The organism is Methylobacterium sp. UNC300MFChir4.1 (assembly GCF_900110155.1).
In the GTDB taxonomy this organism is placed as follows: Bacteria; Pseudomonadota; Alphaproteobacteria; order Rhizobiales; family Beijerinckiaceae; genus Methylobacterium.
In genome coordinates this window covers 23,779-44,268 of record NZ_FOCS01000016.1, presented here as the reverse complement: position 1 = coordinate 44,268, position 20,490 = coordinate 23,779, and the positions used below count along the sequence as shown (strand labels likewise).

Genomic DNA, 20,490 nt, shown 5'->3' with positions numbered 1-20,490 from the left:
CATTCCGCGCGGCGGCGCGCGCCACGGTGACCGGCGCGTCCGATGCACGGTCTGATGCATGGACGGCACAGGCGCGCGATCAGGCGGGCGCGCCAGGGTGACGGCCGAGGTCGGGCTTGGTATAAATCCGCCGCGGTCCGGGGGAGCCGCACGGCCGACGCGCTATCCCCGCGGGTACCAAAAAGCTCAACGATGCCGTTTACCGTCCTGGATCTCGCCGTGCTCGGCATCGTCGCGGTCTCCGCGCTGCTCGCGGCCGTGCGTGGTGTGACCCGCGAGGTCCTGGCGATCGTCGCCTGGGTGGCGGCCGCCGCGGTCGCGTGGACGCTCCACCCCATGCTGCTGCCCACCGTGAAGCAGCACGTGAACAGCGACACCGTGGCGCTCGTCGCCTCGATCGCAGCGATCTTCCTCGGCACCCTGATCGTCGTGTCGATCATCACGGTGAAGATCTCCGACGTCGTGCTCGACTCGCGGATCGGCGCAGTCGACCGCTCCCTCGGCTTCCTGTTCGGCGCGGCCCGCGGCTTCCTGATCTGCGTGATCGGCTGGGTATTCCTGTCGTGGCTGGTGCAGGGCAAGGTGCCGGACTGGGCCGCCCAGGCCCGCACGCGCCCGATGCTGGAGAAGTCCGGCGACGCCCTGGTGGCGCAGCTGCCCGAGAATCCGGAAGGCTTCCTCAAGCAGTTCAAGAAGCCGAAGACCGGCGCGCCGCCGAGCGATTCCGCCGACGCCCCGGCCGAGACCGACGCGGCGCCGCAGCGCCGGACCGAGACCGCGCCGACCCCGACGCGACGCTGATCTGCGGTATTCGCCGTAGGTCTCGTCGCGCGGAACGCCTAGATAGCGGTTCCGGTGGTGTACGGATTGCTTCCGCGACGACCGGCGCGCCGGCCCGTCGCCGCCGGGATCTGTGAGTGATCGACAGCCCCATGTCACACGCCGCCGCCACCACCGACACCTTCGATCTCGATCTCGACGGCGACACGCTCCGCGAGGAGTGCGGCGTCTTCGGCATCTTCGGCCATCCGGACGCCTCGGCGATCGTCGCGCTGGGCCTGCACGCCCTGCAGCACCGGGGCCAGGAGGCGGCCGGCATCGTCTCCTTCGACGGCTCGGTGTTCCACTCCGAGCGACGCCCCGGCCTCGTCGGTGATTCCTTCTCGGACGGGGACACGATCGCCCGCCTCAAGGGCCGCGCCGCCATCGGGCACGTGCGCTACTCGACCACCGGCGGGACGATCCTGCGCAACGTCCAGCCGCTCTTCGCCGAGCTCGCCAGCGGCGGCCTCGCGGTCGCCCATAACGGCAACCTCACCAACGCCCTGTCGATCCGCCGCGACCTCGTGCGCGACGGCGCGATCACGCAGTCGACCTCCGACACCGAGGTGATCCTGCACCTCGCGGCCCGCTCGCGGAAGCCGCGGATCATCGAGCGGTTCATCGACGCCCTGCAGGCGATCCAGGGCGCCTACGCGATCGTGGCGCTCACCAACAAGAAGCTGATCGGTGCCCGCGACCCGCTGGGCATCCGCCCGCTGGTGCTGGGCGAGCTCGACGGCCGCTACATGCTGGCCTCCGAGACCTGCGCGCTCGACATCATCGGCGCCCGCTTCGTGCGCGACATCGAGAATGGCGAGATCGTGGTGATCTCCGAGGAGGGGATCGAGTCGATCCGCTTCGCCGACGCCGTTCCGATGCGGCCCTGCATCTTCGAGTACATCTACTTCGCCCGGCCGGACTCGGTGGTGAACGGCAAGAGCGTCTACGCGGTGCGCAAGGCGATCGGCCGGGAGCTGGCCCGCGAGGCCGCGGCGCCCGCCGACATCGTCGTGCCGGTGCCGGATTCCGGCGTGCCGGCGGCGCTCGGCTTCTCGCAGGAGACCGGGATCCCGTTCGAGATGGGCATCATCCGCAACCACTATGTCGGCCGGACCTTCATCCAGCCGACCCAGTCGGTGCGCGAGCTCGGCGTGCGGATGAAGCACTCGGCCAACCGCGCGGCGATCGAGGGCAAGAGTATCGTCCTCGTGGACGACAGCCTCGTGCGCGGCACGACCTCGGTGAAGATCGTCCGGATGATGCGCGAGGCCGGCGCCGCGGAGGTGCATTTCCGGATCGCCTCGCCGCCGATCACCTACCCGGACTTCTACGGGATCGACACGCCCGAGCGGGAGAAGCTGCTCGCCGCGACCCACGATCTCGAGGCGATGCGCAAATATATCGGCGCCGATTCGCTGGCCTTCCTGTCGATCCCCGGCCTCTACCGGGCGATGGGCGAGGAGGCGCGCAACGCGGCCTGCCCGCAATACACCGACCACTGCTTCACGGGCGACTACCCGACCGGCCTGACCGACCTGTCCATCGCCGGCCCGAAGCGCTTCGCCATGCTGGCCGAGGCCGACTGACAGGATCCGGCCGTTTCGCGCGATCGGGCATCCCCTGCGCGCGGAAATGCGCTAGGTCCACGCCATGGCTGAGTCTCAGAGAATCCTGGAAGGCCGCGTCGCGGTCGTCACCGGCGCGTCCCGCGGCATCGGGCGCGCCGCCGCCCTGGCGCTGGCCGGGGCCGGCGCGCACGTCATCGCGGTGGCCCGGACCGTGGGCGCCCTCGAGGAGCTCGACGACGCCGTCCGGGCGGCCGGCTCCAGCGCCACCCTGGTGCCGTTCGACCTCGCCGACTACGACGCGATCGACCGCCTCGGCGCGGCGATCAACGAGCGCTGGAAGCGCCTCGACATCCTGGTCGCCAATGCCGGCATCCTCGGCGCGCTCATGCCGATCGGCCACATCACCCCGAAGATCTGGGGGCAGGTGATGGACGTGAACGTCACCGCCAACTGGCGCCTGATCCGCTCCCTCGACCCGCTGCTGCGCATGTCGGACGCCGGCCGGGCGATCTTCGTCTCGTCGGGGGCCGCCGCGAAGTGTCGGCCCTACTGGGGGCCCTACTCGGTCTCGAAGGCGGCGCTGGAGGCCCTGGTGCGGACCTACGCGGCCGAGAACGAGAGCGCGGCGATCCGGGCCATGCTGCTCAATCCGGGCCCCCTGCGGACCGGCATGCGCCGCTCGGCCATGCCCGGCGAGGATCCCGAGACCCTCCGGACGCCCGAGGAACTCGCGCCCCATTTCGTGCGGCTCGCGTCCCCGGACTGGACCGAGACCGGCAAGCTCTACGATTTCCCCACCGACCGGGTGCTGAGTTTCCGCGCACCCGAGTGAGCCCCTGCGCTGTTATTCGAACGCACATCCCACCGCCTGCCTCATCCTGAGGTGCCGGAGCGAAGCGGAGGCCTCGAGAGAACGGCCCGGAGGTCGCGCGATCCCTGGCGCCCTCCTTCGCGGTCCGCTCGCGCGGGCATCTCGGGATGAGGGGTTGTATGGGACGGGCCTGATCTTCCTCTCTGAGTTCATCACGATGATCGACGTCCGCTGCATCTGCGCGATCGGCCTGCGGGGCCAGCTCGGCCTCAACGGCCACCTGCCCTGGGAGGGCAACATCGACCCGCTCTTCGTGGAGGACGTCACGCGCTTCTTCGCCCTCACCATGGGCCACGTGCTGATCGCCGGGCCGAAGACGGTGGCCTCGGTACCCGAATTCGCCTTCAAGGACCGCACCATCGACGTGATCCGCAGCCACGAGGATCCGGAGGCGGTGCTCAAGCGCTATCCCGGGCGGCGGATCTTCGTCGGCGGCGGGATCGCGGTGTGGAACGTCTACGCGCGGTACATCCAGAACTGGGACATCACGCGCCTGCCCTACGACGGCGAGGCCGACCGCTGGTTCGACCCCGCCTGGCTGGTCGGCGGGCCGCTGCGGACGCCCTGAGCGGCACCTTCGTCCCCGCCGGCGCGTTGGCGCGCACGCGTCGCGTTTTCCGGAGACCACGATGAGCGCCCCGAGCTACCGCTTCGGCATCGAGGAGGAGTACTTCCTGGCCGATGCCGAGACCCGGGGGACGCCGCGGGGCGACCTCGCCGCCTTCCACGCGCGAGTGAAGGCGGAGCTCCCCGAGACGGGCCGCGAGCTGGTCGCCGCGCAGGTCGAGGTCTGCACGCCGCCGCTCACCGACGCGGCGGCCGCCCGCGACAACCTCGGCGGCCAGCGGGCGCAGCTCGCCGGGATCGCGGCCGAGAACGGCCTCCGGCTGCTGGCCTGCGGCACGCACCCCCTCGCGCGCTGGTCGCGCCAGACCGCCACCGACGGCGCGCGCTACAAGGGCATCCTGTCGGATGTCGGCATCGCGGCGCGGCGGGCCCTGATCTGCGGCATGCACGTCCACGTCGAGGTTCCGGACCCCGACGCCCGGGTCGACCTGATGAACCGGCTGCTGCCGTTCCAGCCGCTGCTGCTCGCGCTGTCGGCCTCCTCGCCGTTCTGGCAGGGCGAGGCGACGGGCCTGCGGGCCTACCGGCTCAGCGTCTTCGGGGAATTGCCGCGCACCGGCCTGCCGGAACTGTTCGCCGACGCCGCCGCCCACGCGCGGTTCGTCGCCATCATGACCCGGTCGGGCGCCATCGCGGACGCGAGCTTCCTGTGGTGGTCGCTGCGGCCCTCCATCAAGTTCCCGACCCTGGAGCTGCGCATCGCCGACGCCTGCACGCGCCTCGACGATTCGCTCTGCATCGCCGCGCTGTTCCGCTGCCTCGTGCGCCTGTGCGCGCGCCGGCCGGATCTCCATGCCGGGCTCGATGGCGTCTCGCGGGCGCTGGCCTCGGAGAACCTCTGGCGCGCCCAGCACAGCGGCGTCGCCGCGTCCCTGATCGACGAGGCGCGCGGCGAGGCCATGCCGTTCGCCGAGGTGCTGGAGGCGGTGCTCACGCTGGTGGCCGAGGACGCGGACGCTCTCGGCTGCGCGGCGGACGTGGCCCGCGCGCGGGCGATCGTCGCCGAGGGGACCAGCGCGGACGGGCAGATCGCGGCCTACGAGGCCGCGCTCGCCGCGGATCAGGACGAGCGCGCAGCGCTGGCGGCCGCGGTGGACTGGATCGCCGACGCGGCGCGCTGAGCACTGCCGCATCCGCGCCGTCATCACGAGCGGTGCGACGTGACCCGGGGTGCCGCGACCTCGACCAGCGCGGCGCGACACTGGGTTGCTTCGCTCCGCTCGCAAGGACGACCGGAGCTCGGATCAGCCCTTGTCGAACGGGTTCTGCGAGGTGCGCAGGGACAGGCGGATCGGCGTGCCCGGCAGGTCGAACGCCTCGCGCAGGCCGTTCACGAGGTAGCGCGTGTAGGATTTCGGCAGAGCGTTGAGCTGGTTGCCGAACAGCGCGAAGTGCGGCGGCCGGCTCTTCACCTGGGTGGCGTAGCGGATCTTGATCCGCCGGCCCGATACTGCCGGCGGCGGGTTGCGGGAGGTGGCCTCGTTCAGCCAGTCGTTGATGCGCGAGGTGGAGACGCGCCGGTCCCAGACCTCGGCGGCCTGCACCACCGCCTGCATCAGCTTGTCGACGCCGTCGCCCGCGAGACCCGAGAGCGGCACGACCCCGACGCCGCGCACCTGCGGCAGCAGCCGGGTGCAATCCTCGCGGAGCTGCTTGAGCAGGCCCGGCTGGTCGGCGACCAGATCCCACTTGTTGAGGCCGATCACCAGGGCGCGGCCCTCGCTCTCGACGAGGTCGACGATGGTGAGGTCCTGCTTCTCGAACGGGATCGTCGCGTCGAGGAGCACCACCACCACCTCGGCGAAGCGCACGGCGCGCAGACCGTCCGAGACCGCGAGCTTCTCCAGCTTGTCGTCGATCCGGGCGCGGCGGCGCATCCCGGCGGTGTCGTGCAGCTTGATCCGCCGCCCGCGCCACTCCCAGTCCAGGGAGATCGAGTCGCGGGTGATGCCGGCCTCGGGGCCGACGAGCAGCCTTTCCTCGCCGAGCATGCGGTTGATCAGGGTCGACTTGCCGGCATTCGGGCGGCCGACGATCGCAACCTTCAGGGCGCGGCCGCCGGGGGCGTCATCGTCGGCCTCCTCGTCCTCGTCGCGCTGGGGCAGGGCGCCCTTGAGCGCCTCGTGCAGCTCGCCCAGGCCCTCGCCGTGCTCGGCGGAGAACGGGATCGGGTCGCCGAGCCCGAGGGTGAAGGCCTCGTAGGCGCCGGCGAGGCCGGCGCCGCCCTCGGCCTTGTTGGCGATCAGGATCACCGGGCAGCCGGCGCGGCGCACCAGCTCGGCGAAGGGCTGGTCGGCCGGAAGCACGCCGGCGCGGGCGTCGATCACGAACAGGACCACGTCGGCGGCGAGGATCGCCGCCTCGGTCTGCATCCGCATCCGGCCCGTGAGGGTCTTCTCGTCGGCCTCTTCCAGGCCGGCGGTGTCGATCACCCGGAACTGGAGGCCGCCGAACGCGACGTCACCCTCGCGCCGGTCGCGGGTCACGCCGGGGCGGTCGTCGACCAGCGCGAGCTTCTTGCCCACGAGGCGGTTGAACAGGGTCGACTTGCCGACGTTCGGCCTCCCGACGATCGCGACGGTCGGCATATCCATGGTGGTTCTCGAAACAGTCCGGACGATGAAATCAGCGCGTGATCGGCGGGGGCGGCGCGGCGGGCTCGGGCTTGGCCGCGGTCACCGTCACGGGACCGCCCGCCACGATCGCCGCGTAGACCTCGATCCGCTCGCGCAGGTTCCGCGGCGTGTCGGGATCGGCCACGATCTGGTCGAACCAGCGGCTGGCGTCCTCGTAATCGCCCTTCTTCAGGGCGGCGAGGCCCAGCATCTCGCGGGCCGTGTGGCGGAACGGGGTCCCGGCCGCGAGGCCCTGGAGGTTGGCGAGCGCCGGATCCGGGTTCTGCCCGTCGAGGCGCAGCAGCGCGGCGCGCAGGCGCGCGAGGTCGCGCAGGCCGTCGCCGAGGCCGGTATCGTCGGCGAGCTTGTCGAACTCCGCGGCCCCGGCAGCCGGGTCGCGCTTGCCGGTCTCCGCCGCGGCGCGGAACCGGGCGAGCAGGCGGTAGCCCGCCGGACCCTGCGCCTCGAGGGCGTCGAAGGCCTTGTCGGCCTCCGCGACCTTGCCGTCCTTGGCGAGGCGGTTGGCGTCGTCGAACTGCACCGAGGCGACCTCGGCCGCCGCGCGCTGCTGGGCCTGCCAGTAGCGCCAGCCCGCGACGCCCGCCACCAGCAGCACGGCGAGCGCGATGATCACGCCGCTGTAGCGCTTCCAGATCTGGAGGATCCGGTCGCGGCGGTAATCCTCGTCGACCTCGCGGAGGAACTCGTTGTTCTCGGCCATTCTATCCCGGCCCGCATGATCTCAGCGGGCCACCTCGTCGCGTTCGGGCCCCGCGCCTAACACACGGGCGCCGGGTTGGCGACAGGCCATGTCTCGGGGCCGCCTCGGGTGTCGTCTCGGGGGCCGGCTCAGGCCGGGGTACCCGGCCAGACCGGCACGCCGATCACCGGGTAGTGCAGGTAGCGGGCGAAGACGAACCACGCAGCCGTGCCGATCACCAGGGCCAGGACGTCGTTGCGCCAGCCCAGCGGGGCCGCCGCCGGACCGCCGTGCTGGGCCGCGACCGCCCCCGGAGCGAGGCCCCGGCGCTTGGCGCTGATCCGCGCGGTCACCGCCCAGGCGAGGAAGCCGCCGAACAGCAGTATCGAGCCGAGATCGCCGTTGGCGAGGAGGTGTGCCGTCGCCCAGATCTTCACGGCGAGCAGCATCGGGTGCTTGGCCTTGGCGCGGATATGGCCCGGCAGGTAGGCGGCCGCGAGGCACACGAAGGCGGCCCAGACCAGCGTCAGGGCGAGGTGGCGCGTCCAGACCGGCGGGTCCCAGACCGGGATGTAGCCAGCGAGCCGGTAATCGTGGAAGCCGATCCCGATCAGCACGAGCCCGAGCAGCGACAGGGCGGTGTAGCCGAGCTTGTAGCGGCCCTCGCCGATCCGGCCGACGATCGCGGCGCGGCGGGTGCGGGCCATCGAGAAGGCGTGCGTGCCGAGGAACAGCACCAGCCCGAGGATCAGGAGAACCATGGATGACTTTCGGTCGGGCCGCGCGTCCGGTCGGCGGCAAGCACTCTGTAATGGTTCTCAAGCGAATCTCCGCCTGTTTGTCCAGGCGCGGCCGGGACGCAGCCGGGTGGCGATCATGGGTTGGGCGAACGGGATCGCCGGACGGACGCGCGCCGCGCGCTTAACCGGCTCCGGGACGGCGGCGCGCCGGATCCTGCCGACGCTTTCCCTGGCGCTATCCGTGGCACTCCCCCTGGTGCTTCTGCCGCTCCTCCCGCGCGTTGCCGCGGCCGCGCCCGAGCCGCCGCTCTCGGCGCTGACGCTGGTCGGGCCACCCGCGCTCGTCTTCAAGGCGGGGCGCGACGCCTGCGACGGCGCCGACGTGCCCGACGCGCCGGCGCGCGCCTTCCGGGACGCGTCGGGCGCGGTGGCGCTCTACGGGATGCATTACCGCAACCGGGCGCTGCGTGGTCCCGACCTCGAGCATCTCAAGATCGACTGCGCGGTGGTGCTCGATTCGGGCGAGAAGCCCGATCCGGCCACCTACGACGACCGCTCCTGGATCACCGCCACCTGGACCGAGGACGGGAGCCGCGTGGCCGCGCTCCTCCACCACGAGTACCAGGCCAACGAGCATCCCGGCCGCTGCCCGGCGGCCAGCTACATGGCCTGCTGGTACAACACGATCACGGCCGCAGCCTCGACGGATGGCGGCCGCAGCTTCAAGCGCCAGAGCCCGCCTGTCGTGGTCGCCGGGGCGCCGTTCCGGCAGGAGATCGACCAAGGCCGCCACCGCGGCTTCTTCAACCCGTCGAACATCGTCGCGGACGGGATGTGGCGGTACTTCCTCGCCTCGACCACCGGCTGGACCCGACCGGGCAGCGATCAGGAGGCCGGGGTCTGCCTGTTCCGCAGCGACGACCCGGCCGATCCGACCCGCTGGCGGGCCTGGACCGGCACCGGCTTCACCGCCGCCTTCCCGGACCCCTACCGCGCTGCCCGCCCGAATACGGCGACCTGCCGGCCGGTCGGGCCGTTCCCGGGCCCGGTCGGCGCCGTCGTCCGGCACCGCGGCACGGGCGCCTGGATCGCCGTGTTCATGGCCAAGGCGGGGGAGGGCTTTCCCCGGTCGGGCTTCTACTGGACCACCTCCCGCGACCTGATCACCTGGGACAGCCCGCGCCTGCTGCTCGAGGGCGCGACCCTCTACGACGACCCGTGCGCGGCGACGGCGCCGCTCCTCGCCTACCCGTCGCTGCTCGACCCGGACGCGCGCGGCCGCAATTTCGACGACGTCGGCGACCGGGCGCTGCTGACCTACGCGAGCCTGCGCATGGAGGGCTGCACGATCACCTCCGACCGCGACCTGCTGCGCCGCCCGGTGGCGATCCGCGTCTGGCCCTGATCCCGCTCGACCGGCGCGGCCCCACCGCGCGACACCGTCCCGAGCCTCGGGCGCATCCCGTCCGACCGGACGCGGCTCTACGGAGCGGGCCGGCCGAGCGCCACCGTGTAGGACGGGCCGGCCGCGACGGAGCGCCCCGGGAGGCCGATCCGCTGGCAGAGCACGGTGCCGAGGGTGACGCTCAGCATCAGCGCGGTCGCGGAGAGCAGGAGCGTGGTCGCCCGGGCATAGGCGCGACCGGCATGGATCAGCAGGCAGCCGAACGCGAAGATCGCGACGGCCTGGAACAGGTGCTGCACGGGCGACGTCCTCTCTGGCGGCGGACGCGCGGTCCGGGCCGGCCGGGATCGAGCGCCATCGTCTCCGAGCGGCGTGAAAACGCGGTTAACGTCGGGTATAGCTGGCTCCGGAGTCGCCCGCTCGGAGAGGAATCCGCATGTCGCGTTCGAGGGTTCCGGAGGCGCAGAGCCGCCCCGACGGGACGGGGGTGATCCCGTCCCACGACACGGCGATCCTGGGATCGGGCGCCGTCGGCGCGGGGGCGATCGGGGCGTCGGCCCTGGGCGCGCTGGCTCTCGGGGCCGCGGCCCTCGGCGTCGTGGCGGTCGGCGCCTTCGCGATCGGCCGCCTCTCGGTGGGCCGCGCCCGGGTCGGCACCCTGGAGGTCGGTTCGCTGGAGATCGACACGCTCACGGTGCGGTCGGTGCGGATGCCGGACCGCGACTGAGCCGCGGCGCCGGGGACCGGCGCCGGGAGGAATGCGAGGAGGGGAGCGATGACCGATCGGAAACCGCCCTTCCGGCCCGCGGACGCGGTCGACGCCCTCGGCGAGGTCGAGGGCGATTTCGTCCTGCCGCTCTGCCTGCCCGGATCCAACCTGCTGATCGGCGAGGACCTCGCCATGCTGGTCCTCGACACGATCCACGGGCAGCGGGTCGGCCTGCCGCTGAGCCAGCAGGGCGCGGCCGACCTCCACGCGGTCCTGGGCGAGGCCCTGCGGCTGCTGCAGGCGCGGGATCGCGGCCCCATCCAGTAGGGCGCGTGCCGGCGAAAGGCTTCGTTGAGGCGGCCGGGATAGACAGGTTCCGGTTCCTCTCCGTGGCGGCCGATGCGCGCTCCGTTGCTTCTCCTGCTGCTGACCTGCGCCGCCCCCGCGCAGGCCCGGCCCGCCACCTTCCTGGCGGTGCACGCCGTCGGCATGGCCTCGCTGCCGCCGGTCCCGCCCGCGCCTGCGGCCGTGCCCGCACTCGCACCGGTCGTCGCCGACGCCCGCGCCCGCTACCTGCCGCTCATCGCCCGCGAGGCCGCCGGCACCGGCCTGCCCCTCGCGGTGGCCGACGCCGTCGCGCGGATCGAGAGCGGCTACGATCCCACCGTCGTCGGCAGCGTCGGCGAGGTCGGTCTGATGCAGGTCCGCCCGACCACCGCGGCGATGCTCGGCTTCCGCGGCACCGTCGCCGAGCTGGCGTCGCCGGAGATCAACGTCCGCTACGGCGTCCGCTACCTCGCCGAGGCGTGGCGCCGGGCCGACGGCGACCTCTGCCGCGCCCTGATGAAGTACCGGGCCGGCCACGGTTCGGAGGCGATGTCGCCGCTGTCGCAGCTCTACTGCGCCCGCGCCCAGGCGATCCTCGGCAACCCGGAGGCGCGCGTCGTCCGGGCGAGCGCCCGCGCGGCCGCGCCGGACCGCCTCGCCGCGCGGCCGACGGGCCCCGTCCAGCGGACCCGCGTCGCCGCCGTCCCGGCGAAGCCGATGTCGTTCTGGGAGGCGCACCGGGCGCGCATCGCCCGGCTCAACGCCGCCGTGGTGTCGCGCTGGCGGGCCCGCGGCTGGTCGGCCGCGCCCGACGGGTCCTCCGGCGAGCCGGCCGGCGGCTAGCGCCCCTCACGCCTCGGCTTCGGCCTCCGGCCCGTCCGAGCGCGCGCCGCGGGCGACCTCGCGCATCGCCGTGTCCGGGAGCGGCCGCTGGAGCCGGAGCGCCTCCGCGGTCGGCGCCTCCAGCCACGTCGCCCATTCCTCCGGCTTCGTGAGCAGGACCGGCATGGCCTTGGGGTGGACCGGCCCGACGACGCCGTTCGCCTCGGTGGTCAGGAAGGCGAAGAGCCGGTGCTCCGCGGCGACCCGGTCGGGGTTCTCGCGCTTCGTGCCGCGCACGCCGGTCCAGGGCCGCCAGATCCCCGCGAAGGCGAAGAGCGGCCGGTCCTCGTCCAGGGCGAACCAGACCGGCGTCTTGCGCGGCTTGGTGTCGGCGTACTCGCTGAAGGCGGTGACCGGCACGAGGCAGCGGTGGGCGACGCCGAGCCAGGGCCGCCAGTGCGGGCTCGCGGCGTTGCGCACGTTGGTGATCGGGTGCTCCCCGAACGCCTTCGGGCCGGGCATGCCCCAGCGCATCATCGCGAGGTCGCGGCCGGTCGCGCCGTTCAGGACCACAGGCGCCAGCTGGTCGGGAAAGATAGCCGGCAACAGCGGGAGGTTTCCGGTGCGATCCTCCGCGATCTCGAAGGCCCGGCGCAGGTCCGCGGGGCCGGTCCGCAGGCTGTAGAGATTGCACATGGACACCCCGCGTGGTCGGTGAGCGCGTTGCCGGCTCTACACGCTTTCGGGACGCCGCGCCCAGCCCGGCGGAGAGGGGCGTCCCGGCCGATCGCCGACCGGGACGCCGCCGCCTCAGTTCAGGTGGAACACCACCTTCACGCAGCCGTCCTTCTTGTCGCGGAAGGTCTTGTAGAGGTCCGGACCCTCCGCGAGGTCCTGCGAGCGGTGGGTGATCAGGGAGGTCATGTCGATCTTGCCCTCTTGGATCAGCTTGGTCAGCGGCTCGAGGTAGCGCTTCACGTGCGTCTGGCCGCTCTTGAGGGTCAGGCCCTTCTGGACGATCGAGCCCATGTTGACCGGGATCGGCCCGCCGTAGACGCCCGGCACCGAGACGATCCCGCAGGGGCGGACCGCCTTGATGGCCTCGGCCAGCGCGTAGGGGCGCTCGGTGGCGGTGAGCTTTTCCTGAACCGTCGACAGCATGCCGGTGAGGCCGCCGTGGCCGGCGCTCGCCTCCATGCCGACGCAGTCGATCACACCGTCGGCGCCCTGGCCCTTGGTGATCTCCTTGATCCGCTCGAACACGTCCTCGTTCATGAAGTCGATGACGTCGGTGGCGCCGGCCTTCTTGGCCAGGGCGATCCGCTCGGGCACGGTCTCGATGGCGATGATCCGCTCGGCCCCCATGATCTTCGCGGACTGGATCGCGAAGATGCCGACCGGGCCGGTGCCCCAGACCGCGATCGTCTCGCCGCCCCGGATCTCGCAGTGCTCGGCGCCCTGCCAGCCGGTGGGCAGGATGTCGGTGAGGAACAGGACGGATTCGTCGTCCATGCCGTCCGGCACCTTCATGGGGGCGACGTCCGCCATGGGCACGCGCACGTACTCGGCCTGGCCGCCCGCGTAGCCGCCGGTGAGGTGCGAGTATCCGAACAGGCCGGCCGTCGTGTAGCCGAACTGCGCGGCCGCCATCTCGGCGTTGCGGTTCGACCGCTCGCAGACCGAGAAGTTGCCGAGCTTGCACTGCCGGCATGCACCGCAATTGATGTTGAAGGGCACCACGATCCGGTCGCCCTTCTTGAACTTGGTGAAGCCCTGTCCGACCTCGACGACCTCGCCCATGAATTCGTGGCCGAGGACGTCGCCGCTCTTCATGGTCGGCATCAGGCCGTCCATCAGGTGCAGGTCCGAGCCGCAGATCGCGCAGCTCGTCACCTTGATGATGACGTCGCGGGAATCCTCGATGACCGGATCCGGGACCGTGTCGCAGCGGATGTCGTTGCGGCCGTGCCAGCACAATGCCTTCATGGCGTCGTCTCTCCGGAAGCTCTCGGGATTGCGGCCGTCTCGGCCGCTCTCCCGTAAAGCCCGCTTCGGCACGGCCAAGTTCCGGCGTCGCCGTCCGGGCGACCGCGGACGAAGGGGTTTACGAATGTTTCACGTGAAACAGCCCCGTTCACCGTCGCTTTACGACTCGCGCGGCTCCGCTCGGATCAGGCGATCCCGTCGATGCCGATGCCGAGCTGCTCGGGCCCCCGGAGCGACGCGCCCGGCCGGTAGGGCGGCGGATCGACCGCGAGCCGCGGGGCGACGAGGCGGCGGCTCAGCGCCACCAGGGCGATCTCGGCCTCGAGCCGCGCCAGGGGCGCGCCGACGCAGTAGTGCAGGCCCCCGCCGAAGCCGAAATGCTCGATGTCGCCCCGGTCGGGATCGAAGCGGTCGGGATCCGCGAACCGGTCGGGATCGCGGTTCGCGGCGGCGAACATCAGGATGACGGGTGCCCCCTTCGGGATCATCTCGCCGGCCACCGCGATCGCGCCGAGAGCCTTGCGGGTCCGGAAGTGCACCGGCGGCTCGTAGCGCAGAACCTCCTCGATCAGCCGCGGCGCGCGCTCCGGATCGGCCCGGAGCCGCTCCAGCTCTTCGGGGTGCCGGAGCAGGGTCAGCATGGCGTTGGTGATGAGGTTCACGGTGGTCTCGTGACCGGCGACCAGCAGCAGGACCGCCGTCGACAGGAGGTCGAAGTCGCTCATCTGCTTCCGGCCGTCCGGACCGGGGGCGGCGAGGCCGCTCAGCATGTCGTCGGCCGGGCGCCGCCGCTTCTCGCGGATGAGGTCGCGCATGTAGGCGGCGATCTCGTCGAAGGCGCCGACGATCTGGCGCCGGGTCGTGTCGTCGTGGCGCGCGTCCGGCTCGACGGCCGTGGCGAGCTGCGTCGCCCAGGCCTGGAACCGCGGCTCGTCCTCGCGCGGCACGCCGAGCAGCTCGCAGATCACCGTCACCGGCAGCGGGTAGGAGAGGTCGCTCACGAGACAGACCTCCCGCCGGTCCCGGCAGGCGTCGATCAGGCCGTCCACCTCCTGGGCGATCCGCGGCCGCAGCGCCTGAACCCGCGCGATCGAGAATTCCCGCATCACCAGGCTGCGCAGCCGGTCGTGGTCCGGCGGATCGCGGAAGATGAACGGGCGGTGCGTGGCGCTGATGCGGTTCTTGATCGGGTTGAGGATCAGGTCCTTGAGCGGGTTGCCGGTGCGGGGCCGCCGGGGCGGCGGCAGATCCTCGGAGCTGAGCCGCGGGTCGAACAGCAGGCTGCGGATCGCCGCGTGCGTGGAGACGACGTAGCTGCCGTCGCGCTGGCGGGAGACCGGCTGCTGCCGCATCCGTCGATAGAGCGGGTACGGGTCGGCCCGGTTGGCCGGATCCATTACCGCGGCGAACAGCGCGTCGTCAGACATGGACGGTCTCGGCGGAAGGCCCCGCCGGGGCGGCTCGGTGCGGCGGCGGGAAGCCCGGTGCCGCCATCTCGACGCGCGGCCGGTCGGTGGCGTCGGTGATCGGCGGGAACGGGTCGCCGGCCGTGATCGCCTCCGCGTAGGCCGGCAGCCAGCGGGCCTGATCGAACGAGACGGCCGCGATGCTGCGCCCGGCGCGGCCGTAGACGGCGAGGAAGCGCCGGGAGGCCCGCGAACCCTGCACCACCGCCACGGAATCGGCGCCGTCGGGGAGGCCGACCAGCTTGATGTTGATCCCGAACTGGCTCGACCAGAAGGCCGGCAGGTGGCCGTAGGGGCGCTGGTCGTCGGGCCCGGCCAGCATGTTGCGCGCGGCGTGGGCGGCCTGCTCGACGGCGTTGCCCCAGTGCTCCACGGCGATCAGGCGATTGCCGTAGAGCGGGATCGGCCACCGGGCGACGTCGCCCGCGGCGTAGATGTCCGGGCAGGGCACCCCGTCGGCGTCGAGGGCCCGGCAGGCCGCGTCGCAGGTCACGCCGCCGGCATCCGCGCGCAGGCCCGCGCCCCGCAGCCAGTCCGTCGCCCGGGTCGCCCCAAGGGCGGCGATGACGAGGTTGGTCTCGACGGTGCTGCCGTCCGCCAGCCGGGCCCGGGCGACGTGCCCCGCCGCGTCGCCCTCGAACGCCCGCACCATCGTGCCGGGGCGGAACGTGGCGCCGGATTCGCGCAAACGCTCGGCGATCACGCCGCCGACGAAGGTCCCGAGACCCCGGGCCAGGGGCGCGGCGTTCGGGTCGACCAGGGTCACGGGCAGGCCGAGGTCGCGCAGGCAGGAGGCCGCCTCGCAGCCGATCAGGCCGCCGCCGACGATGAGCACCTGCCGCGGGCGCGCCAGCAGGGCGTCCCGCAGGGCGGCCGCGTCGTCGCGCCCGCGCAGGGTGAAGATGCCGGCGAGCCCGCCGCCGGCCTCGGCCGGCCAGGGCCGGGCCTCTGCGCCGGTGGCGATGAGCAGGGCCTCGTAGGCCAGCGCCGACCCGTCGGCGAGCCGGAGCGTGCGGGCTGCCCGGTCGAGGGCGACGGCCGGGCTCCCGAGACGCCAGCGGGCGCGCAGATCCGCCAGCTCCGGCAGCCGGGTCGCGTCGGCGGCGAGTTCCCCGGCGAGCACGTGCTTCGACAGGGGCGGCCGGTCGTAGGGCCGGTACGGCTCGGCGCCGACCAGCGTGAGCGGGCCGCCGTACCCGCCCCGCCGCAGTGCCTCGGCGCCGCGCAGGCCGGCGAGGGAGGCGCCGACCACGACGATGCCGGCGGGTTCGGGAGTCACGGCGCGTCTCCGTCGTCCGGGCCGGCCTGGAGGCTGATGGCGCGGACCGGGCAGGCCTGCACGGCCCGCTCGATGGCGCCGCGGCGGTCGGCCGGCGGCGCGGGATCGTAGAACAGGATCTCGTGGCCGCGGATCGCGAAGGCGTCCGGTGCGGCGTAGCAGCACTGGGCGTAGCCCTGGCAGCGGTTGAGATCCACGACGACCCGGAGCGCCGCGGTGTCGGAGGCCGGCATCACGCCGACCTCGCCAGCCGGCGCGCGGTCCCGGCATCGGTCCCGGCGCGCGCGAGATCGTCCAGAGCCGTCAGGATCGACGCCATGGCGTCCCGGGCCGCGAAGGCGTCCCGCAGCGCCCCGGCGCGCGCCCGGAAGTCGGACTCGCCGAGCACCCGCGCCACCGCGGCGCCGACCGCCTCCGGGGCCGGCGCGTTGGTCCCGAGGTTGATCCCGACGCCGGACCAGCCGATGCGCGCGTTCACCTCCGCCTTGTCCTCGGTCAGGCCGGCCGACACGATCGGCACGCCGGCGGCGAGCGCCTGCGAGATGCTGCCGTAGCCGCCGTTGGTCACCAGCACGCTCACCCGCGGCAGCAATTCGCGGAACGGCAGGAAGCACGACACCCGGGCGTTGGCCGGAACCGGAACCTTCAGCGCGTCCACCGGGCGGCCGCCGGTGGTGGCCAGGACCAGCAGATCGTCCCGGTCGGCCAGGGCGGTCAGTGTCGGCTCGACCAGCTCGCCGAAATCCGCGTTGGCCAGCGTGCCCTGGGTGACCAGCACGACGGGCCGACCCGCCGCGTTTGCCGCCTCCAGATCGGGCCACCAGTCCGGGAGCGGCGCGGGCGGCGTCGGCGGATCGAGCAGGCCGATGAAGCGCAGGCCGGGCGGCAGGGTGCCGTACTCGTACTCGAAGCCCGGCACGGTCGGCTGCAGGAACAGGTCCGGCAGGACCACGATCGAGTGGGGCAGGGACGCCGGCAGGGGCGGCAGGCCGTGCGCGGCGAGCTTCGCGTCCGTGTAGGCCCGCACCGGGTTGACGAAGGCCGCGTCCATGCCGGCCTTCAGGGTGGCGTAGCGGACGAGGTCGTCCCGGTCGCGGGCCGGCGGCAGGCCGAGGCCCACGGGCGCGTGGTCGGGCCGGTCGAGGAACAGGATGCTGACGTTGACGGTCACGATCGGCGGCCGCGGCGCGCTGTCGAGCAGCAGCGGCAGCGCGCCCAGGAACATGCTGCCGGCCAGGATCACGTCGGGCGCCTCGGCCGCGATCAGCGCCCGCAGGGCGGCGGCCTGGACCGGCATCGGATCCACGAACCGGCGCTCGAACTCGCGGCGGTAGCGCTCCGGGCCGGCCGGCAGCTCGGTCTCGCGGTACTCGGCCGCGTGGTTGTCCGCGTAGGGCGTGAAGCGCAGGCCCGCCGCCTCGACCTTCGGCCGGAAGGCCGGGTCGGTGAGCACGAGGACGTCGTCCCCCCGGGCCGCCACCTTCCGACCGATGGCGAGGAGCGGGTTCACGTGGCCGGTGAGCGGCGTCGCGGCGATCAGGATCTTCATCACGGCCTCCTCGAGCGCCGCCGGTCGGGCCGGCGTCGCTCCTGCTCGGGTGCCGGCGCCTTCACGCGCGGGTGCCCCGTGGCCCCCGGCGCGCCGGACTCACAGGGGAAATCGCGGCCGGTCCAGCGCAGTTACACAACCCCAAGGTGCTTGGTGCGGCGCCGCACCATGGCATCCGGTTGAAGTCCGACGCAATATCGGAGTGTCACAGGCCACAGCGATCGTGCGGCCTGCCGGATTTGGGCGCGTCCACCGTTCGAATGACGCGTCACCGGCGCCCGACCGCGACGGCCGGCGGCGCCGTCAGTCGACCACGACGACCCGGTTCGGCAGCTCGTCGGGATCGCCCGGGCCCGCGGGGAGATGCTCCGCCAGGCAGGCCCCGACGCGCGCGACCGCCGCCGTCAGGCCGTCCTCGATGGCGCCGCGCCCGAGCGCCGGTATCAGCTCGGCGAGGATCCCGTCCCAGGCGGAGGGCGGGATCTCCCGCAGGACGCCGAGATCGGTGACGATCTCGGCGTGCCGCTCGGCGAGCGACAGGTAGAGCAGGATGCCGGTGCGCCGGCGCGTCAGGCTCAGGCCGCGCGACCAGAAGGCTCGCCGGGCCGCCTCCCGGGCGCGGGCGCGGCGCAGGCGGCGCGGCACCAGGGCCATGCGCAGCCGCTCGTTCTGGCTCGCCGCGAGGATCGCCGCCACGAGGGCCGCCTGCGCCAGCAGGATCGACGCGGCGCTCCAGGCGGTCAGGGCGATCAGCGGCCAGGGCAGGACCAGCGCCGCGACGAGGGCGGTGAGCAGCACGATCGAGCGGTAGGCGCCGGCGCGCCGGCTCACCATCACGACGATCTCGCCGGAGGTCCCGGCCTCCGCGCGCCCGACCGCCTGGGCGAGCCGCTCCCGCGCTTCCGGAGTCAGGACAGCCGCGCGTCTACCAGTCACCGGAGGCCCCTCCGCCGCCCGACGAGCCGCCGCCGCCGGAAAATCCACCGTCGAAACCGCCCGAGGAGCCGCCCGACCCGCCGTCCGAGAAGCCGCCGCCCCACCCGCCCGAGCCGGGCCCCGGCAGGATGACGAGGCCGCCGGGTCCCGAGCGGCCACCGCGGCTCATGCGCCACGCGACGAACATAACGATCAGGAGCAGGACGACGAAGACCGCCACCTGGGCGGGATCGACCTCGTCGGACCGCACCTGCGGATTGCGCTGCCAGTCCTGCGCGTCGCCGGCCAGGATCGACAGGATGCCGTCGACGCCGGCGTCGAGGCCGCCGAAATAGTCGCCGGTCTTGAAGCGCGGCGTGATGGCGCCGGCGATGATCACCTTGGACAGGGCGTCGGTCAGCGCCCCCTCCAGGCCGTAGCCGACCTCGATCCGGACCTTCCGCTCGCTCGGCGCCACCAGCAGCAGGACGCCGTTGTTGGTCTTGGCCTGCCCGAGCTTCCAGTCCCGGAACAGGCGGTTGGCGTAGTCCTCGACGGTCGTGCCCTGCAGGTTCGGCACCGTGGCGACGACCACCTGGTCCGAGGTCTTGTCCTCGTGCGCCTTCAGCTTGGCCTCGAGGGTGCCGCGCTGCTCCGGCGTCAGGATGCCGGCCGCGTCGACCACGCGGCCGGTCAGCGCCGGGAAAGTCAGCTCGGCCGCCAGCGCCCCGAGCGCGAAGACCGTCAGGCAGGCAGCCAGGACGGCGAGCGACAGGGCGAGCCGCACCCGGTCGGGCAGGATCCCGCCCCGGGTCCGGGTCATGGTCGGTCCTACGCGCCGCCCCACGCGCCGCATCCTAGAACTTCACGTTCGGCGGCCGGTCGGCGTTCGGCGTCGCCGTGAAGGTCTCCATCGGCTTGGCGTCGGGATACAGCACGGCCGCGATCCAGCGGCCCGGGATCGTGCGCACCTCGGTGTTGTAGGCCTGGACCGCCGTGATGTAGTCGCGCCGCGCCACCGCGATGCGGTTCTCGGTGCCCTCCAGCTGGGATTGCAGGGCGAGGAAGTTCTGGTTCGACTTGAGGTCGGGATACCGCTCCACCGTCACCAAGAGGCGTCCGAGCGCGCCCGAGAGCTGGTTCTGGGCGTCTTGGTACTCCTTGAACTTCTGCGGATCGCTGACCGTGGAGGCGTCGACCTTCACGCTGGACGCCTTGGCGCGCGCCTCGGTGACGCCGATCAGCACGTCCTTCTCCTGCTGCGCGTAGCCCTTCACGGTCTCGACGAGGTTGGGGATCAGGTCGGCCCGCCGCTGGTACTGGTTCTGCACTTCGCTCCACGCGGATTTGGCCTGCTCCTGCAGCGTCGGCACCCGGTTCACCGCCCCGCAGCCGGAGAGACCCGCGGCCACCAGGATCACCGAGAGCACACCGAGGAGGCGCGCCGCGGGCGATGTCCGGCGCACCGCGCCGGCCGTCAGCGTCGTTCCCATATCGTCCCCCATCTGCCGGCCGAGACTCGGCCGCTTGATCACAAGCCCGAGAGATAAGGGCCGGAACCGCCAAGGTAAGGCCCTCGCCCGACGGGTCTTGAAGGTTTGTGGCGCGGCCGGCTAAGGGCGTCGGCAACGGACCGGGCCGGCGCACGTTCGGACCCTCGAGCCGATGGTCCGGCCGAGGACCGATCGGCGCGGCGCCGCGGAGGCCGGGAATGGATGCAGCACTCGCCGACGATGTCAGGGCCGCCAGCGCCGACGCGCGGCGCCACGCCCGGGCGTACCGGGCGCCGTCCGGCAAGGACGCGCTGCCCTGGTCGGTGATCGCGACGTTCGACGCCCGGGTCCGGGGCCACCTCGCCCGCGACCCGCGGATCGAGGACGAGCGCGACCGCGTCCTGATCGCCGCCGTGAAGCTCGCCGAGACACCGGTCGAGGAGGGGGACGAGAGCGTCGCCGCGGCGCGCGCCCACCTCGTCGACGCGATCGACTACCTGGAGCAGGCTGTGCTGCGCTTCGGCCTAGTAAACCGGGAGGGGGCCAAGGCCGGTCTCGGCACCTACGGCCAGCCGGTCGGATCCCGCGACTGACGG

At 72.9% G+C, this 20,490-nt stretch carries 23 protein-coding genes; 10 read left to right on the top strand and 13 right to left on the bottom strand.

What is annotated here, in order from left to right; all coding sequences use genetic code 11:
* Nucleotides 1–192 precede the first annotated feature (192 nt).
* The 5 genes from BMY19_RS20340 (at nt 193) to BMY19_RS20320 (ending at nt 5,009) form a co-directional block, all read left to right on the top strand.
* Entirely contained in the window at nt 193–801 is a 609-nt protein-coding gene (locus tag BMY19_RS20340; RefSeq protein ID WP_056523728.1) for a CvpA family protein, read from the top strand.
* A gap of 131 nt (nt 802–932) precedes the next feature.
* Complete coding sequence (gene purF / locus BMY19_RS20335; protein ID WP_026605025.1) at nt 933–2,408, top strand: amidophosphoribosyltransferase; 1,476 nt, start codon at nt 933–935, stop codon at nt 2,406–2,408.
* Nucleotides 2,409–2,472: 64 nt separating this feature from the next.
* Nucleotides 2,473–3,222: an SDR family NAD(P)-dependent oxidoreductase gene (locus tag BMY19_RS20330; protein WP_100252759.1), complete on the top strand. Its 750-nt coding sequence runs from the start codon at nt 2,473–2,475 to the stop codon at nt 3,220–3,222.
* Between the two features lie 196 nt (nt 3,223–3,418).
* Nucleotides 3,419–3,829 carry a dihydrofolate reductase gene (locus BMY19_RS20325; RefSeq protein WP_100252812.1) on the top strand — a complete coding sequence of 137 codons (411 nt, stop codon included), beginning with the start codon at nt 3,419–3,421 and terminating at the stop codon, nt 3,827–3,829.
* Nucleotides 3,830–3,890: 61 nt separating this feature from the next.
* Nucleotides 3,891–5,009, top strand: a complete 1,119-nt coding sequence (locus BMY19_RS20320) for a carboxylate-amine ligase (protein WP_100252758.1) — start codon at nt 3,891–3,893, stop codon at nt 5,007–5,009.
* 123 nt (nt 5,010–5,132) lie between these two features.
* Here BMY19_RS20320 and der read toward each other — a convergent pair whose 3' ends face one another.
* From der to BMY19_RS20305, 3 genes are all read right to left on the bottom strand, one after another.
* Nucleotides 5,133–6,482 carry a ribosome biogenesis GTPase Der gene (der, locus tag BMY19_RS20315; RefSeq protein WP_100252757.1) on the bottom strand — a complete coding sequence of 450 codons (1,350 nt, stop codon included), beginning with the start codon at nt 6,480–6,482 and terminating at the stop codon, nt 5,133–5,135.
* A 31-nt stretch (nt 6,483–6,513) separates the two neighbouring features.
* Nucleotides 6,514–7,224, bottom strand: coding sequence for a tetratricopeptide repeat protein (locus tag BMY19_RS20310; protein ID WP_091927367.1), 711 nt, complete (start codon nt 7,222–7,224; stop codon nt 6,514–6,516).
* A gap of 128 nt (nt 7,225–7,352) precedes the next feature.
* Nucleotides 7,353–7,964 (bottom strand): NnrU family protein, encoded by a 612-nt coding sequence (locus tag BMY19_RS20305; protein ID WP_100252756.1) that lies wholly within the window; start codon nt 7,962–7,964, stop codon nt 7,353–7,355.
* Nucleotides 7,965–8,079: 115 nt separating this feature from the next.
* Here BMY19_RS20305 and BMY19_RS20300 point away from each other — a divergent pair, with 115 nt between their 5' ends.
* On the top strand, nt 8,080–9,348 hold the full coding sequence (locus BMY19_RS20300; protein WP_170863010.1) for a hypothetical protein: 1,269 nt from the start codon (nt 8,080–8,082) through the stop codon (nt 9,346–9,348).
* 77 nt (nt 9,349–9,425) lie between these two features.
* Here the strand turns inward: BMY19_RS20300 and BMY19_RS20295 are convergent, their stop codons facing one another.
* Nucleotides 9,426–9,647, bottom strand: a complete 222-nt coding sequence (locus BMY19_RS20295; RefSeq protein WP_100252755.1) for a hypothetical protein — start codon at nt 9,645–9,647, stop codon at nt 9,426–9,428.
* 137 nt (nt 9,648–9,784) lie between these two features.
* On the opposite strand from BMY19_RS20295, the gene BMY19_RS20290 reads away from it, so the two are divergent.
* The 3 genes from BMY19_RS20290 to BMY19_RS20280 all read left to right on the top strand — a co-directional run bounded on the left by BMY19_RS20290 (nt 9,785) and on the right by BMY19_RS20280 (nt 11,227).
* Entirely contained in the window at nt 9,785–10,075 is a 291-nt protein-coding gene (locus tag BMY19_RS20290; RefSeq protein ID WP_170863009.1) for a hypothetical protein, read from the top strand.
* 48 nt (nt 10,076–10,123) lie between these two features.
* Complete coding sequence (locus BMY19_RS20285; protein ID WP_020093792.1) at nt 10,124–10,384, top strand: hypothetical protein; 261 nt, start codon at nt 10,124–10,126, stop codon at nt 10,382–10,384.
* Between the two features lie 72 nt (nt 10,385–10,456).
* Nucleotides 10,457–11,227 (top strand): lytic transglycosylase domain-containing protein, encoded by a 771-nt coding sequence (locus BMY19_RS20280; RefSeq protein WP_100252754.1) that lies wholly within the window; start codon nt 10,457–10,459, stop codon nt 11,225–11,227.
* A gap of 6 nt (nt 11,228–11,233) precedes the next feature.
* Here BMY19_RS20280 and BMY19_RS20275 read toward each other — a convergent pair whose 3' ends face one another.
* The 9 genes from BMY19_RS20275 to BMY19_RS20235 all read right to left on the bottom strand — a co-directional run bounded on the left by BMY19_RS20275 (nt 11,234) and on the right by BMY19_RS20235 (nt 19,894).
* Nucleotides 11,234–11,902, bottom strand: coding sequence for an SOS response-associated peptidase (locus tag BMY19_RS20275; RefSeq protein ID WP_091927371.1), 669 nt, complete (start codon nt 11,900–11,902; stop codon nt 11,234–11,236).
* Between the two features lie 114 nt (nt 11,903–12,016).
* A complete protein-coding gene (locus BMY19_RS20270; RefSeq protein WP_056523740.1) occupies nt 12,017–13,192 on the bottom strand; it encodes a zinc-dependent alcohol dehydrogenase in 1,176 nt (391 codons plus the stop codon).
* 185 nt (nt 13,193–13,377) lie between these two features.
* Nucleotides 13,378–14,619 (bottom strand): cytochrome P450, encoded by a 1,242-nt coding sequence (locus tag BMY19_RS20265; protein WP_100252753.1) that lies wholly within the window; start codon nt 14,617–14,619, stop codon nt 13,378–13,380.
* A complete protein-coding gene (locus tag BMY19_RS20260; protein WP_100252752.1) occupies nt 14,612–15,937 on the bottom strand; it encodes an NAD(P)/FAD-dependent oxidoreductase in 1,326 nt (441 codons plus the stop codon). The genes BMY19_RS20265 and BMY19_RS20260 overlap by 8 nt, the downstream gene beginning before the upstream one ends.
* Nucleotides 15,934–16,170 carry a ferredoxin gene (locus tag BMY19_RS20255; protein ID WP_020093786.1) on the bottom strand — a complete coding sequence of 79 codons (237 nt, stop codon included), beginning with the start codon at nt 16,168–16,170 and terminating at the stop codon, nt 15,934–15,936. Before BMY19_RS20255 ends, BMY19_RS20260 begins: the two co-directional genes overlap by 4 nt.
* Nucleotides 16,170–17,486: a glycosyltransferase gene (locus BMY19_RS20250; protein WP_100252751.1), complete on the bottom strand. Its 1,317-nt coding sequence runs from the start codon at nt 17,484–17,486 to the stop codon at nt 16,170–16,172. The genes BMY19_RS20255 and BMY19_RS20250 overlap by 1 nt, the downstream gene beginning before the upstream one ends.
* A gap of 303 nt (nt 17,487–17,789) precedes the next feature.
* Nucleotides 17,790–18,422: a TPM domain-containing protein gene (locus BMY19_RS20245; protein WP_091927376.1), complete on the bottom strand. Its 633-nt coding sequence runs from the start codon at nt 18,420–18,422 to the stop codon at nt 17,790–17,792.
* Complete coding sequence (locus BMY19_RS20240) at nt 18,412–19,224, bottom strand: TPM domain-containing protein (RefSeq protein WP_100252750.1); 813 nt, start codon at nt 19,222–19,224, stop codon at nt 18,412–18,414. The genes BMY19_RS20245 and BMY19_RS20240 overlap by 11 nt, the downstream gene beginning before the upstream one ends.
* 34 nt (nt 19,225–19,258) lie before the next feature.
* Nucleotides 19,259–19,894, bottom strand: a complete 636-nt coding sequence (locus tag BMY19_RS20235; protein ID WP_020093782.1) for a LemA family protein — start codon at nt 19,892–19,894, stop codon at nt 19,259–19,261.
* 218 nt (nt 19,895–20,112) lie between these two features.
* Here BMY19_RS20235 and BMY19_RS20230 point away from each other — a divergent pair, with 218 nt between their 5' ends.
* Entirely contained in the window at nt 20,113–20,487 is a 375-nt protein-coding gene (locus BMY19_RS20230) for a hypothetical protein (protein WP_020093781.1), read from the top strand.
* Nucleotides 20,488–20,490: the final 3 nt, after the last annotated feature.

Excerpts from the sequence above, each read along its gene's own strand:
- der (WP_100252757.1), bottom strand. The coding sequence starts at position 6,482 with ATGGATATGCCGACCGTCGCGATCGTCGGGAGGCCGAACGTCGGCAAG.
- BMY19_RS20310 (WP_091927367.1), bottom strand. The coding sequence starts at position 7,224 with ATGGCCGAGAACAACGAGTTCCTCCGCGAGGTCGACGAGGATTACCGC.
- BMY19_RS20280 (WP_100252754.1), top strand. The coding sequence starts at position 10,457 with ATGCGCGCTCCGTTGCTTCTCCTGCTGCTGACCTGCGCCGCCCCCGCG.
- BMY19_RS20270 (WP_056523740.1), bottom strand. The coding sequence starts at position 13,192 with ATGAAGGCATTGTGCTGGCACGGCCGCAACGACATCCGCTGCGACACG.
- BMY19_RS20325 (WP_100252812.1), top strand. The coding sequence starts at position 3,419 with ATGATCGACGTCCGCTGCATCTGCGCGATCGGCCTGCGGGGCCAGCTC.
- BMY19_RS20340 (WP_056523728.1), top strand. The coding sequence starts at position 193 with ATGCCGTTTACCGTCCTGGATCTCGCCGTGCTCGGCATCGTCGCGGTC.
- BMY19_RS20290 (WP_170863009.1), top strand. The coding sequence starts at position 9,785 with ATGTCGCGTTCGAGGGTTCCGGAGGCGCAGAGCCGCCCCGACGGGACG.
- BMY19_RS20305 (WP_100252756.1), bottom strand. The coding sequence starts at position 7,964 with ATGGTTCTCCTGATCCTCGGGCTGGTGCTGTTCCTCGGCACGCACGCC.
- BMY19_RS20230 (WP_020093781.1), top strand. The coding sequence starts at position 20,113 with ATGGATGCAGCACTCGCCGACGATGTCAGGGCCGCCAGCGCCGACGCG.
- BMY19_RS20250 (WP_100252751.1), bottom strand. The coding sequence starts at position 17,486 with ATGAAGATCCTGATCGCCGCGACGCCGCTCACCGGCCACGTGAACCCG.
- BMY19_RS20320 (WP_100252758.1), top strand. The coding sequence starts at position 3,891 with ATGAGCGCCCCGAGCTACCGCTTCGGCATCGAGGAGGAGTACTTCCTG.
- BMY19_RS20285 (WP_020093792.1), top strand. The coding sequence starts at position 10,124 with ATGACCGATCGGAAACCGCCCTTCCGGCCCGCGGACGCGGTCGACGCC.
- BMY19_RS20255 (WP_020093786.1), bottom strand. The coding sequence starts at position 16,170 with ATGCCGGCCTCCGACACCGCGGCGCTCCGGGTCGTCGTGGATCTCAAC.
- BMY19_RS20235 (WP_020093782.1), bottom strand. The coding sequence starts at position 19,894 with ATGGGAACGACGCTGACGGCCGGCGCGGTGCGCCGGACATCGCCCGCG.
- BMY19_RS20300 (WP_170863010.1), top strand. The coding sequence starts at position 8,080 with ATGGGTTGGGCGAACGGGATCGCCGGACGGACGCGCGCCGCGCGCTTA.
- BMY19_RS20275 (WP_091927371.1), bottom strand. The coding sequence starts at position 11,902 with ATGTGCAATCTCTACAGCCTGCGGACCGGCCCCGCGGACCTGCGCCGG.
- BMY19_RS20240 (WP_100252750.1), bottom strand. The coding sequence starts at position 19,224 with ATGACCCGGACCCGGGGCGGGATCCTGCCCGACCGGGTGCGGCTCGCC.
- BMY19_RS20265 (WP_100252753.1), bottom strand. The coding sequence starts at position 14,619 with ATGTCTGACGACGCGCTGTTCGCCGCGGTAATGGATCCGGCCAACCGG.
- BMY19_RS20330 (WP_100252759.1), top strand. The coding sequence starts at position 2,473 with ATGGCTGAGTCTCAGAGAATCCTGGAAGGCCGCGTCGCGGTCGTCACC.
- purF (WP_026605025.1), top strand. The coding sequence starts at position 933 with ATGTCACACGCCGCCGCCACCACCGACACCTTCGATCTCGATCTCGAC.